Consider the following 12,666-nt stretch of genomic DNA (forward strand, 5'->3'; position numbering starts at 1 on the left):
GAGCGACGCGAAGCGGAGTGCAGACCCTAGGATCCATGCCGTGACGTCGGCCGAAGGGCGCAAACGGCTGAGAATACCCGCCAAGCAAAGCGAGGCGCAGGGAGCCGTATTCCGCACCGCTGCGGAGCGGGCAGGTAATGGCATGGATCCTAGGGTCTGCGCCGCGTCGCTTCGCTCCTTGCTTCGCCCTAGGATGACGAAGGCGTGGTTGGCCGCTCCTTCCACGCAGGCCGCTTCGTGCCTGCTTCGCCCTAGGATGACGAAGAGGAAGGCGCTCGACCTTCGCTTCGCTCCGGCCACCCTCTCCCCGGCGGGGAGAGGAGAAGGGGAGCACTAGATGGACACCTTCCGCGACAAGCTCATCCCTGTGACCTCCATCCTCGCGGGCGTGGTCGTGCTCTGGTACGTCTTCGCCGTCATCCTTAACGCGCCATTCCAGCGCGATCTCGACCGCCGTGCCAATGAGACGTCCACATTCAGCGAACTCATCGGCAAGACGCTGTCACAGCCGAAGCCGACGCTGCCGGCACCGCATCAGGTGGCGGTGAATTTCTTCGAAAACACCTTCCTGCGGCCCGTCACCTCGAACCGCAGCCTGGTCTACAACGCCTGGGTGACACTGTCGTCGACGCTGCTCGGCTTTGCCTTCGGCACCGCGCTCGGCATCATCATCGCTGTCGGCATCGTGCATGTGGCGACGCTCGACCGCAGCCTGATGCCGTGGATCATCGCCTCGCAGACCATTCCGATCCTGGCGGTGGCGCCGATGATCATCGTCGTGCTGGCGGCGATCGGCATCACCGGCCTGATCCCGAAGGCGATGATCTCGACCTATCTGTCGTTCTTCCCGGTGACCGTGGGCATGGTGAAGGGCCTGCGCTCGCCCGAGATCATGCATCTCGACCTGATGCACACCTACAATGCCAGCCGCACGCAGACCTTCTGGAAGTTGCGCGTGCCGGCCTCTGTGCCGTTCCTGTTCACCTCGATGAAGGTGGCGGTGGCGGCAAGCCTGGTAGGCGCAATCGTCGGCGAATTGCCGACGGGTGCCGTCGCCGGCATCGGTGCCAAGCTTCTGGCAGGCGCCTATTACAGCCAGTCCATCGACATCTGGTCGGCCTTGGTCGCCGGTTCGATCGTGGCCGCGCTGCTGGTCATGGTGGTCGGCATTGCCGGCCGCATCGTCGACCGCGCCATGGGCGGGAGGCCGGCATGAACCGGCTGAAACCCTCCTGGCAAGCGGCGCTGGCCATTGTGCTGTGCCTAGTGGCGGTGACGCTTGGCGCGATCGCCGCACCAAAAGTGGATCCGCTGGCGCAGGCCGCGGGGACGTTGATGTATCCCTATGCGACGACGACCTGGCTGATCTTCGGCGCACTGCTTCTCGCGGCGTTGATCTCGATGGCCCGAATACCCCCCATTTTCGAAGCTGTGGTGCTTTTCATTGGCGCGCATCTGGTGGCGTGGCTGTTGATCGCCGGCTTCGAAGGCCTGGCGCGGGCACCGTTCTTCCTGCTGCTCGCCGCCGCCTGGCTGCTCGGCTGGCGCTGCGTCGCCGTGCTGTCGGGACTTCGCCCGATGGCGAGCGGGGCTCGGACCGCGCTGCGCCTGATCATCCCCGCCATTTTCGGCGCCTGGATCCTGATCATATGGGAGGCGGTAACGCGGGGCGCTGGCATTCCCTTCATCCTGCTGCCGCCGCCAAGCGCCATTAGCGTGCGTATCGCCAACTCGCTGCCGATACTCGGCGCCGATGTCCGGCAGACCATCTTCAAGGCGGTGATCTTCGGCTATGTGGTGGGCAGCGGCGCCGGCTTCATCACCGCTGTACTCGCCGATCGCGTGCCGTTCCTGCGGCGCGGGCTGCTGCCGATAGGCAACATGGTCTCGGCGCTGCCGATCATCGGCGTCGCGCCCATCATGGTCATGTGGTTCGGCTTCGACTGGCAGTCCAAGGCGGCGGTGGTCATCATCATGACCTTCTTCCCGATGCTGGTGAACACGGTCGCGGGTCTCTCTGCTTCCGGCCATATGGAGCGCGACCTGATGCGCACCTATGCGTCGAACTACTGGCAGACGCTACTGAAGCTGCGGCTGCCGGCGGCCGCTCCCTTCATCTTCAACGCGCTGAAGATCAATTCGACGCTGGCGCTGATCGGCGCCATCGTCGCGGAGTTCTTCGGCACGCCGGTCGTCGGCATGGGCTTCCGGATCTCGACCGAGGTCGGGCGGATGAACATCGACATGGTCTGGGCCGAAATCGCGGTTGCAGCACTTGCGGGTTCGGTCTTTTATGGCGTGGTCGCTCTTGCCGAAAGAGCCGTCACGTTTTGGCATCCCTCTGTCCGTGGTGGATAGGGGCGGTGGGTTCAGGGTGCTAACTTCAGAGGGTAAAAAAATGAAAAAGCTGATTATTCCGATTGTGGCCGGCGCAATGTCGCTTGCCGCGTTCCAGGCAATGGCCGCCGACAAGGTGACGTTGCAGCTGAAATGGGTCACGCAGGCCCAGTTTGCCGGCTACTATGTTGCCAAGGCCAAGGGTTTCTATGACGCCGAGGGCCTCGATGTCGACATCAAGCCGGGCGGCCCGGATATCGCTCCGGAGCAGGTGATCGCCGGCGGCGGCGCCGACGTCATCGTCGACTGGATGGGCGGCGCGCTGGCCGCGCGCGAAAAGGGCGTGCCGCTGGTCAACATCGCCCAGCCATTCAAGAAGGCCGGTATGGAGCTGGTCTGCCCGAAGGACGGCCCGATCAAGACCGAAGCCGACTTCAAGGGCCACACGCTGGGCGTCTGGTTCTTCGGCAACGAGTATCCGTTCTACGCCTGGATGAACAAGCTTGGCCTCAAGACCGATGGCGGCAAGGACGGCGTGACCGTGCTGAAGCAGAGCTTCGACGTGCAGCCGCTGATCCAGAAGCAGGCGGATTGCATCTCGGTCATGACCTACAACGAGTATTGGCAGCTCATCGACGCCGGCTACAAGCCGGAACAGCTGACCGTGTTCAACTACTCGGCCATGGGCAACGACCTGCTCGAGGACGGGCTCTACGCGTCGCAGGACAAGCTCAAGGATCCGGCCTTCGAGGACAAGATGGTGCGTTTCGTGCGCGCCTCGATGAAAGGCTGGAAATATGCCGTCGACCATAATGACGAGGCGGCAAGCATCGTCATGGACGGCGGCGGCCAGGACGAGAACCACCAGAAGCGCATGATGAGCGAAGTCGCCAAGCTTATCGACAATGCCGACGGCAAGCTCGATCCGGCGACCTACGAGCGCACCGCCAAGGCGCTGCTCGACCAGAAGATCATCACCAAGGAGCCGACCGGCGCCTACACGACCGCGATCACCGACAAGGCGATCAAGTAAGCCTATTTAAGCTTCATCTCGATCCTGAGAACGGCGCCTCTGGCAACATGTCAGAGGCGCCGTTCCTTTATGGTGTTCATGACGAAGCTGGTCTCGATGGAAGCGACGCATTTCAGCCGCGCGATCTTTTCCTTGATGAAGCGCTCGTACTGGTCGAGGCCACCCGTCACCACCTTCAGCACATAATCGCGCGAGCCCGTGACGAGGTGGCACTCAAGCACTTCGTCCCAGCCGCGGATCGCATCCTCGAACATGACGATCTCGTCCTCGTTCTGGCGGCTGAGCCGGATGGTGGCGATGGCGACCATGGTCCAGCCGAAGACGGCGGGATCGACCAGCGTGGTGTAACCCCTGATAATTCCGGTTTCCTCCAGCCGCCGCACGCGCCTCAGGCAGGGCGACGGCGACAGGCCGATGCGCTCGGCAAGCTCGTTGTTGGTGATGCGCGCGTCGGCACGCAATTCGTGGAGGATCTTTCGGTCGAAATCATCAGCCATTTTCTGCTGCACTTTTGGTCTCCCCAGGCAATTCATTGCGATAGTGCAGCCATGCCGGTCCAAAAATAGCAAGGACTGCGGGATGGGGATCGCATAAATTGCTGCCCACAAGCCACGAGAACCACTCCTTCAAAAGCAGGAAAAACCATGACCGCGCCGCGCCCTTCGAAAACCCATATCGGCAACCACAAGCTCCATCCGGAGACGCTGATGCTGAGTTATGGTTTCGACCCGCAACTGTCGGAGGGCGCCGTCAAGCCGCCGGTATTTTTGACATCGACCTTCGTGTTCAAGTCGGCGGAGGAGGGACGTGACTTCTTCGATTACACGTCCGGGCGCAAGGAACCGCCGAGCGGCACGGCGTCAGGCCTGGTCTATTCGCGCTTCAACCATCCCAACAGCGAGATCGTCGAGGACCGGCTGGCCATCTATGAGGGCACGGATGCCTGCATCCTGTTTTCGTCCGGCATGTCGGCGATCGCCACGACACTGCTTGCCTATGCTCGCCCCGGCGATGTCATCCTGCATTCGCAGCCGCTCTATGGCGGCACCGAGACGCTGTTGACGCGCACGCTTGCCGGCTTCGGCATCGGCGCTGTCGGCTTCGCGGATGGTGTCGACGAGACGGCGGTGCGCGCGGCGGCCGATGCGGCGACCGCAAAGGGCCGTGTGTCGGTCATCCTGATCGAGACACCGTCAAACCCGACCAACAGCCTGGTCGATATCGCGCTGATGCGCAAGATCGCCGACGAGATCGGCGCGAGCCAAGGGATGACGCCGATCATCGCCTGCGACAACACACTGCTCGGCCCTGTCTTCCAGAGGCCTATCGAACATGGCGCCGATATTTCCGTCTATTCGCTGACCAAATATGTCGGCGGCCATTCCGACCTGATCGCGGGCGCCGTGATGGGCAGCAAGGCGGTCACCAAGCCGATCAAGGCGCTGCGCGGCGCGATCGGCACGCAGCTCGACCCGCATTCCTGCTGGATGCTCGGCCGCTCGCTGGAGACGCTGTCGATCCGCATGGAGCGGGCCAACGACAACGCGCGAATGGTCGCCGAATTCCTGCGCGACCATGCCAAGGTGGAGAAGGTGCATTACCTGCCGTTCCTGGGCGAGGATACGCAGGCAGGCCGGGTCTATCTCCGGCAGTGCAGCGGCGCCGGCTCGACATTCTCCTTCGATATCAGGGGCGGCCAGAAGGCGGCTTTCGCCTTCCTGAACGCCCTGCAGATCTTCAAGCTGGCGGTGAGCCTCGGCGGCACGGAATCCCTGGCCAGTCATCCGGCGGCCATGACCCATTCGGGCATCCCCTTCGACGTGCGCCAGCGCATCGGCGTGCTGGAGACCACGGTGAGGCTGTCGATCGGCGTCGAGCATCCGGATGATCTGATCGCCGACCTGACACAGGCGCTGGCTGCTGTCTAAGCATTGCCTTTCGCGGATCAGAAGGCATCGGCCCGACAGGCTGGCGTACTCAGCCGGCGTTGACGGGAACCGGAAAGGGGCGGGTTACCCGCCCCTTTTTCATCCGGAATCAAAAAAGCGTGTCCCCGAGGGATACTTTAGGCCATCCGTCCGTTGTGCTGGTGCATCCACGCGCTGGGGGCCGCGAGGAATGCTGTACCCACAACGGAGGTCATAAAATGCGCATGCAGTCCTTCTCGCCGATGGTTTCGGCACTTGCCGTCTCCGCTTCCATCTTCCTCGCTTCGCCGGCTTTGGCTGATATGGTGAAGTACAAGGCGACGCTTGATGGCAGCCAGCAGAGCCCGCCTGTCACCACCAAAGGCAAAGGAACCGCCACTTTCACATTCGACACCGCCAAGAAGAAGCTCAGCTGGGACGTCAAATATTCGGGCTTGAGCGGTCCGGCGATCGCCGCGCACATTCACGGGCCAGCGGCAGTGGGTGAAAACGCCAAGCCGGTGATTCCGTTTAAAACTCTCAAGAGCCCGATCGAGGGATCCGCGACACTGACCGATGCCCAGGCGGCTGACCTGGAGGCTGGCAAATATTACGTCAACATCCACACGGCAGCCAACAAGGATGGCGAGATCCGGGGCCAGATCGATAAAGCCATGTAGGCAGGTCATTGGCGACGGAAAAAGGGGCGAGCGATCGCCCCTTTTCTTATGTCAGGCCTTGTCGCGGATTTGGGTCATCGTCCGGGTCGGCGTGATCGCCTCGGGATCGAGCCTGATCTCGACGATCGCCGGCTTGCCGCTGGCGCGGGCACGTTCGAAGGCCGGCGCGAAGTCTGCTGTTTTCTCGACCGTCTCGCCGTGCCCGCCATAGGCGCGGGCGAGAGCCGCGAAGTCCGGATTGTTGAGATCCGTCGCCACGACGCGGCCGGGATATTCGCGCTCCTGGTGCATGCGGATGGTGCCGTAGATGCCGTTGTTGACGACGATGACGATGATCGGCAGCCCATATTGCACGGCAGTGGCGAATTCCTGCCCGTTCATCAGGAAGCAGCCGTCGCCGGCGAAAGCGATGACCGTGCGATCCGGATAGAGCGCCTTGGCGGCAACCGCTGCCGGCGTGCCATAGCCCATCGAGCCGGAGGTCGGCGCTGCCTGGGTGCCGAAGCGGCGGAAACGGTGGAAGCGATGCACCCATGTGGCGTAGTTACCGGCGCCATTGGCGAAAATGGTGTCTTGCGGCAGCGTCTTCTCCAGATAGTTCATGATCGGGCCCATCTGGACGGGACCGGGTCCGGTTTCCGGCGGCGTCGACCATTCGAGATAAGCGGCGTGGAGTTTCGGCGTCTCGGCCGTCCATGCCGGTGCGCTCGCCGGCTTGCGCTTTGCGAAGGCTTCGACGAAGGCAGACGGTGAGGCGTTGATCGCCAGCGTCGGGCGGTAGACGCGGCCGAGTTCTCCGGCATCGGCATGGATATGGACCAGCGTCTGGTCGGGGTAGGGGCTCTTCAACAGCGTGTAGTCAGAGGAGGGCATTTCGCCCATGCGACCACCGATCAGCAGCACGAGGTCGGCCTGCTTGATGGCAGCGGCCAGCTTCGGGTTGATGCCGATGCCGACGTCGCCGGCATAGTTCGGATGCAGATGATCGAACAGCATCTGGCGACGGAAGGAACAGCCGACCGGCAGCGACCACGCCTCGGCAATCGAGGTGATGTCGGTCACGGCGTCGGCATCCCAGCGCGTGCCGCCGAGGATGACGAAGGGCCTCTTTGCATTGGCCAGCAGGTTCTCCAGCGCGTCGAGTTCGGCCTCGCCGGACCGGGTTTCGACCGGCGTGTGGGCAATAGCGGCCGGAGCGTCCACCAGGCTGGTCAGCATGTCCTCCGGCAGCGAGATGACCACTGGGCCGGGGCGGCCTGATGTCGCCACCGCGAAGGCGCGGGTGACGAATTCGGGGATGCGCGAGGCGTCGTCGATCTCGACCACCCATTTGGCGATGTCGCCGAAGAACCTCTTGTAGTCGACTTCCTGGAACGCTTCGCGTTCCTTGGCGTGGCTGGCGACCTGGCCGATGAACAGGATGAGCGGAATTGAATCCTGCATGGCGATGTGGATGCCAGCCGATGAATTGGTGGCGCCGGGGCCGCGTGTGACGAAGCAGATGCCGGGCTTGCCGGTCAGCCGCCCATGGCAGTCGGCCATCATCGCGGCACCGCCTTCCTGGCGGCAGACGATGGTGCGGATCGTTGAATCATGCAGCGCGTCGAGCACCGCGAGATAGGATTCGCCGGGCACGCAAAAGATGCGGTCGGTGCCGTTGGCTTCGAGCGCGTCGACGATCAGTTGTCCGCCGGTCTTCATTTCCCTGATCTCTCCAGCTCAGCAAGGATTTCTTCGGTGTGTTCGCCAAGGCGCGGCGAGGGCCGTTCATAAACAAGCGGCGAGCCCGACATGACCATCGGCGCGCGCACCGAGGGCAGCATATTGCCGTGGCCGTCGTCGAGATCGAGCCGCATGCCACGCGCGATGGTCTGCGGGTCGGCGAACATCTGGCCAATGTTGTTGATGGGGCTCGCCGGCACGCTTGCGGCTTCCAGTTTTGCCAGCAGCGGATCGCGATCGAGGGGCTTCAGCGCTTCGATGATGAGTTCGCGCAGCTTCACCCGGTTGGCGACGCGAGCGGGGTTGGTGGCGAAGTCGGGATTTTTCGGCAAATCGTCCAGCCCGACGGCCGCGCAGAACTTTGCGAACTGGCCGTCATTGCCGACGGCCAGGATGATGTGGCCATCCCTGACCGGCAGCACCTCGTAAGGCGCGATGTTCATATGCGCATTGCCCATCTGCACTGGCGGCTTGCCGGAGACCAGATAGTTGAGGTTCTGGTTGCCGAGCGCGGAAATCTGGGTGTCGAACAGCGCCATGTCGATCTGCTGCCCCTGGCCTGTCTGCTCGGCATGGCGCAATGCGGCCTGGATGGCGATGACCGAATAGAGGCCTGTGAAGATGTCGGAGATGGCGACGCCGGCCTTCTGCGGCTCGCGGCCGGCCTCGCCGGTGATCGACATCATGCCGGCCATGCCCTGGATGATGAAATCATAGCCGGCGCGTGGGGCGTAGGGCCCGTCCTGGCCGAAGCCGGTGATCGAGCAATAGATAAGCTTCGGATTGATCTTACGCAGGCTGTCATAATCCAGCCCATACTTCTTCAGGCCGCCCAGCTTGAAGTTCTCGATCAGCACGTCGGCGGTTTCGACCAGCCGGCGCACGGTTTCCGCACCTTCAGGCGTCGAGAAATCGATTGCGATCGAGCGCTTGCCGCGATTGCAGGAATGGTAATAGGCGGCCGACAGGTTCTCGCCGTCATGGCTCATGACGAAGGGTGGACCCCATTTGCGGGTGTCGTCGCCGCCGTCGGGGCTTTCGACCTTGATGACGTCAGCGCCGAGATCGGCCAGCAGTTGACCTGCCCATGGCCCGGCAAGGATGCGGGCGAGTTCGACGACGCGGACGCCTTTCAGCGGGGGTTCACTCATGGATCACCGTGGTTGGCCGAAAGCTCAGGCTCTATCAAGACCGGCCGTGGCTGTCACGGCCCTTGCGGTGGGCCAAGACATTGGCCGGTGGAGGAAGGCGCCATGGTCACGGCTGCTTCAGCACGCTGTCGGCCCAGACAGCGAAGTCTGCCATGATGACGTCCCTGTTCACCTCGTTCAGGCTTTCGTGGCGGGTCTGCCCGTAAACCTTTGAAACGAGATTCGAAAAGCCCATTGCGCGCATACGCTCGGCGAGGTTGCTGATCGCCTTGCCGCCATCGGTGGCGGGGTCCTTTTCTCCGCCGACCAGGAAGACGGGTAGCGTCTTGCCGACGCCGGCAAAATTGGCGTTGTCGGCGCCCCGGAAGATGAGGCCGAAAACATCGCGCCACATCGACACCGAGGCATCCCAGCCGCACAGCGGATCGGCGATGTATTTGTCGACCTCGGCTGTGTCGCGCGACAGCCAGTCGAATGGGGTGCGGTGGTCCGGCACGGCCTTGCCCCAGGCCTGGAAGGTGAGTTTCGGCAGCATGCGGGACGGCACGTCGGAGCCCAGCCGGAATGTTTCCCAGGCAAGCAGGGCCTGCGCCGCGCGGCCGAGAAGCCCGGCGGAAAAATTGGCGTTCCATATGGCGGCGGCTTGAACCCGCGCCGAATGGTCGAGCATGAAATTCAGCGCGATGAGGCCACCCATGGAATGGCCGAAGAGAATGACCGGAAGCCCCGGGTGCTCGCCGGCGATCAGGTCATGCACGGCGGCAACATCGGCGATGACCTTGGCGCCGCCATCCACGTTGCCGAACCTGCCCAATGGGGCGTCGGGCGCCTTGGTGGCGCCGTGGCCGCGATGGTCGTGGGCATAGACATGGTAGCCTCGCCCAGCCAGGAAATCGGCGAAACGGGCATAGCGGGCGGCATGTTCGGCCAGGCCGTGATTGATCTGGACGACCGCGCGGGCAGGGCCGTCAGCCCGTTTCACATAAAGATTGAGATCGGCGCCGGTTGGCGAGCGGAGCGTGCGCTGCTGGCTGAATGACATCGCCGCTTCATCTCCAACATGCGGGGTTGCCCGCGCGTCCGAAAAGGACGCACCGCGCGTAGGCTTTTGTTTGCGCCGACAGTGGTTTTGCGTCAATCGCGCATATCAGCTTTTCTGCGTGGATGTTCTTGCTTCGGCGCACGGCGTATCGCAATTCTGACACGGAGACGGCGGCAGTGTGTCGCCGCGATTGTTGAGCCAGGGGTGGTGAAATGCGGACGGGTCTTGTCTGGGGATTGGGAATTCTGGCCGCGTCGCTGGCTGGTGCCGCGCGGGCCGATGTGAAGATGAGCGGCTCTTTCGTGGCCGACGCCTCGTGCCCGGCAACGCAGGCCATCAAGAGCGGCAAGAACCCCGGCAATCTGTCGACCGACGCCGGGAAGAGTTACGAGCTTCTGGCGGGCAACAAGGACACGCCGACGCATTACCTGATCCTCGTGCCGGGCGCCGACCCGGAGCGTCGCTGGGTGAAGGTGAGCTGCGGCCATGTTTCCGGCGGCAGCGCGTCGACCATGCCCGTTGGCCAGGCCAAGCAGGCGGCTTCGGGCAAGCCGGAATACATTTTCGCGCTGAGCTGGCAGCCGGCGTTTTGCGAAACCAAGCCGAACAAGACCGAGTGCAGGGCGCAGAACGCCGGTGATTTCGACGCGACGCATTTCACCTTGCACGGGCTGTGGCCGCAGCCGAACGGGAACTTCTATTGCCAGGTGTCGTCAAGCGACAAGGCCAATGACAATCCGGGCCGCTGGAAGGATTTGCCGCCGGTCAAGCTGGATGACAAGACGCGGGCGGAGCTCGATCAGGTGATGCCGGGCACCGCTTCCGATCTGGAGCGGCATGAATGGATCAAGCACGGCACCTGCTATGGCAAGAGCCAGCAGGAGTATTTTTCGGATGCGCTCAACCTGATGCGCGCGGTGAACACGTCGCCGGTGCGCGACCTGTTTGCAAAAAACATCGGCCAGAAGCTGACGGCGGACCAGATCCGTGGCGCCTTCGACAGCGCCTTTGGCGCCGGCGCGGGCGACCGGGTCCGGGTGTCTTGCGTCATAGATCCTTCGAACGGCAGGCGACTGATCGGTGAGCTGACGCTCGGCCTGGCTGGTCCGATCGGTCCGGACAGTTCGCTCAAGGATCTCCTGATGGCGTCGGTGCCGACCAACAAGGCCGGTTGTCCCACGGGCACAGTCGATCCCATCGGATTCCAATAGCGCAATCGCAGCGCGGAGCGCTTCGCTCGTCGATGGATATCAGGTTCAAGCGAGCGGAAGGAACGGTCTCTACAGGCCTGTGCGGTTTCCCGGTGTGGTCCACGCAGCGCCATGGTTTTCGCTGCCGGCGGGTTCGCCGATGACGCGGTCGCGTCCGGTGAGCTTGGCCTTGTAGAGACGCTGGTCGGCCAGCGCGAAGAGATCGGCCAGGCGGCGGGTGCTGTCGCTGACGGTCGAGACGCCGGCACTGACGGTAAGGTTGAATTTGCTGGCGATCGCGGATGCCTTTACGGCATGGCGGATGCTTTCGCCAAACAGCCTGGCGACGGAATGCGGGCGCGAGCACAGGACGGCGAACTCCTCGCCGCCGATCCTGAATGCCTGATCGCCTTCGCCAATGGCTTCGGTCAGAACGGCGGCGATGGATTTCAGCACCTTGTCGCCCTCGGCATGGCCGAAGCGGTCATTGATCGACTTGAAGTGATCGACATCGATGATCAGCAGGCTGAGCGGCTTGGTTGTGCGCAGGCTGGCGGCGACCGCGGCCTCGCCATCGGTTTCAAAACTGCCGCGATGCAAAAGCCCGGTGAGGCCATCGCGGCCGACATGCTTGACCAGGGCCTCGTAGCGTTCGCGATAGGTCAGCGTGTCGAAAATGTCGGAAAGCCCGCGCGGCACCACGATCTGGCGCGCCTCGAACCATCTGAGATAGGCGACAAGCATCGCGCTGAAGATCAAGGCGGCGATCATCTTGGCAAACCAGCCGCCGAAGAAGACCGCATACGGCGCGTCGGCGAAGATATGAAGTGCCGCGAAAAATCCCGCCTGGTCGAAGGTCAGAACGCAGGCGACCGAGACCAGGATGCGCGCGAAAGGCGACTTGCGCAGATATTTGCCGAGCTTTTCGTAAAGCAGGATGATGAGGATGGCGTCGATGAATAGCAGCGTTGTGCCCCACACCATCAGCCAGCCCATCTCGTCGATGAAGCCGATGTCGGGCAGCCTGCCATCGGGAAGCGTGGCGATGGCGTGCAGGCGAAGCAGCAGCACGAGCCCGATCATCAGCCCGTTGCCGAGCAGCAGGCCATAGATCGGCTGGCGGACAGTGGCGGCATCTTCCTTGATGTAGAGCAGCAGGAGCATCACCAGCTTGCCGGAAAATAGCACGGCGGACCCCGGCGAAACCAGGCCGAACGGCAAGGCGACATAGAACACGCTGGCGAGATAGGTTTCCAGAAAATGCATGACGCCGAGCGCGCAGACGAACACGCCGAGGCCGATGCGACTCCTGAATCGGAAAAGGGTGACCATGACCCCGAAGTAGAGAACCGCTTCGGCAAGGAGCAGGATACTGTTCAGCAATGCCGTCGATCCGATCTCTGTCCTGGAATCGCGGCTTACTGGCGATTCCACCCCTGTACTGTTTTGACGTGGAAGGGTTAACCGGACCTTTCCCGCGCGCTTGCGGCCAGCGAAAACTTCAATGGTCCGGCGGATGTCGGCGGTGCGCGACCGGCTTGATGTGCCAAAAGCGATTGCCGTTCGGCACGGCATCGCCTACATAGCGCGCAACTTCCATTCAT

11 protein-coding genes are annotated in these 12,666 nt (G+C 62.9%); 6 read left to right on the forward strand and 5 right to left on the reverse strand.

All coding sequences use genetic code 11. The features are described from left to right. The first annotated feature begins 337 nt into the window (after positions 1-337). The 3 genes from ABVQ20_RS03355 to ABVQ20_RS03365 are packed head-to-tail and all read left to right on the forward strand — an operon-like array spanning position 338 to position 3,370. The gene (locus ABVQ20_RS03355; RefSeq protein WP_354458076.1) at positions 338-1,216 is read left to right on the forward strand and encodes an ABC transporter permease; all 879 of its coding nucleotides are present in this window, start codon (positions 338-340) and stop codon (positions 1,214-1,216) included. Further along, positions 1,213-2,358 (forward strand): ABC transporter permease, encoded by a 1,146-nt coding sequence (locus ABVQ20_RS03360; protein ID WP_354458077.1) that lies wholly within the window; start codon positions 1,213-1,215, stop codon positions 2,356-2,358. Before ABVQ20_RS03355 ends, ABVQ20_RS03360 begins: the two co-directional genes overlap by 4 nt. Before the next feature lie 40 nt (positions 2,359-2,398). Continuing rightward, positions 2,399-3,370, forward strand: a complete 972-nt coding sequence (locus ABVQ20_RS03365) for an ABC transporter substrate-binding protein (RefSeq protein ID WP_354458078.1) — start codon at positions 2,399-2,401, stop codon at positions 3,368-3,370. Positions 3,371-3,420: 50 nt separating this feature from the next. On the opposite strand, the gene ABVQ20_RS03370 is transcribed toward ABVQ20_RS03365, so the two are convergent. Beyond that, the gene (locus ABVQ20_RS03370; protein WP_354458079.1) at positions 3,421-3,879 is read right to left on the reverse strand and encodes an Lrp/AsnC family transcriptional regulator; all 459 of its coding nucleotides are present in this window, start codon (positions 3,877-3,879) and stop codon (positions 3,421-3,423) included. Between the two features lie 135 nt (positions 3,880-4,014). Between ABVQ20_RS03370 and ABVQ20_RS03375 the strand changes: the two genes are divergently transcribed. Both ABVQ20_RS03375 and ABVQ20_RS03380 read left to right on the forward strand, forming a co-directional pair. Then, on the forward strand, positions 4,015-5,298 hold the full coding sequence (locus ABVQ20_RS03375; protein ID WP_354458080.1) for a cystathionine gamma-synthase family protein: 1,284 nt from the start codon (positions 4,015-4,017) through the stop codon (positions 5,296-5,298). Positions 5,299-5,516: 218 nt separating this feature from the next. Beyond that, complete coding sequence (locus tag ABVQ20_RS03380) at positions 5,517-5,957, forward strand: CHRD domain-containing protein (protein ID WP_354458081.1); 441 nt, start codon at positions 5,517-5,519, stop codon at positions 5,955-5,957. 51 nt (positions 5,958-6,008) lie between these two features. Here the strand turns inward: ABVQ20_RS03380 and ABVQ20_RS03385 are convergent, their stop codons facing one another. The 3 genes from ABVQ20_RS03385 to ABVQ20_RS03395 form a co-directional block, all read right to left on the reverse strand. Beyond that, positions 6,009-7,658, reverse strand: a complete 1,650-nt coding sequence (locus tag ABVQ20_RS03385) for a thiamine pyrophosphate-binding protein (protein ID WP_354458082.1) — start codon at positions 7,656-7,658, stop codon at positions 6,009-6,011. Next, a complete protein-coding gene (locus ABVQ20_RS03390) occupies positions 7,655-8,830 on the reverse strand; it encodes a CaiB/BaiF CoA transferase family protein (protein ID WP_354458083.1) in 1,176 nt (391 codons plus the stop codon). Before ABVQ20_RS03390 ends, ABVQ20_RS03385 begins: the two co-directional genes overlap by 4 nt. A 106-nt stretch (positions 8,831-8,936) precedes the next feature. After that, entirely contained in the window at positions 8,937-9,872 is a 936-nt protein-coding gene (locus ABVQ20_RS03395; protein ID WP_354458084.1) for an alpha/beta fold hydrolase, read from the reverse strand. A gap of 212 nt (positions 9,873-10,084) precedes the next feature. On the opposite strand from ABVQ20_RS03395, the gene ABVQ20_RS03400 reads away from it, so the two are divergent. Beyond that, positions 10,085-11,083 carry a ribonuclease T2 family protein gene (locus ABVQ20_RS03400; RefSeq protein ID WP_354458085.1) on the forward strand — a complete coding sequence of 333 codons (999 nt, stop codon included), beginning with the start codon at positions 10,085-10,087 and terminating at the stop codon, positions 11,081-11,083. A 69-nt stretch (positions 11,084-11,152) separates the two neighbouring features. Here ABVQ20_RS03400 and ABVQ20_RS03405 read toward each other — a convergent pair whose 3' ends face one another. Continuing rightward, positions 11,153-12,445: a GGDEF domain-containing protein gene (locus tag ABVQ20_RS03405; protein ID WP_354458086.1), complete on the reverse strand. Its 1,293-nt coding sequence runs from the start codon at positions 12,443-12,445 to the stop codon at positions 11,153-11,155. Positions 12,446-12,666 lie beyond the last annotated feature (221 nt).

It is taken from the genome of Mesorhizobium shangrilense, from assembly GCF_040537815.1.
Taxonomy (GTDB): domain Bacteria; phylum Pseudomonadota; class Alphaproteobacteria; order Rhizobiales; family Rhizobiaceae; genus Mesorhizobium; species Mesorhizobium shangrilense.

What these genes read in the sequence shown, in the direction of transcription:
- ABVQ20_RS03385 (WP_354458082.1), bottom strand. Translation starts at nt 7,658, where the DNA reads ATGAAGACCGGCGGACAACTGATCGTCGACGCGCTCGAAGCCAACGGC.
- ABVQ20_RS03360 (WP_354458077.1), top strand. Translation starts at nt 1,213, where the DNA reads ATGAACCGGCTGAAACCCTCCTGGCAAGCGGCGCTGGCCATTGTGCTG.
- ABVQ20_RS03390 (WP_354458083.1), bottom strand. Translation starts at nt 8,830, where the DNA reads ATGAGTGAACCCCCGCTGAAAGGCGTCCGCGTCGTCGAACTCGCCCGC.
- ABVQ20_RS03375 (WP_354458080.1), top strand. Translation starts at nt 4,015, where the DNA reads ATGACCGCGCCGCGCCCTTCGAAAACCCATATCGGCAACCACAAGCTC.
- ABVQ20_RS03380 (WP_354458081.1), top strand. Translation starts at nt 5,517, where the DNA reads ATGCGCATGCAGTCCTTCTCGCCGATGGTTTCGGCACTTGCCGTCTCC.
- ABVQ20_RS03365 (WP_354458078.1), top strand. Translation starts at nt 2,399, where the DNA reads ATGAAAAAGCTGATTATTCCGATTGTGGCCGGCGCAATGTCGCTTGCC.
- ABVQ20_RS03395 (WP_354458084.1), bottom strand. Translation starts at nt 9,872, where the DNA reads ATGTCATTCAGCCAGCAGCGCACGCTCCGCTCGCCAACCGGCGCCGAT.
- ABVQ20_RS03355 (WP_354458076.1), top strand. Translation starts at nt 338, where the DNA reads ATGGACACCTTCCGCGACAAGCTCATCCCTGTGACCTCCATCCTCGCG.
- ABVQ20_RS03400 (WP_354458085.1), top strand. Translation starts at nt 10,085, where the DNA reads ATGCGGACGGGTCTTGTCTGGGGATTGGGAATTCTGGCCGCGTCGCTG.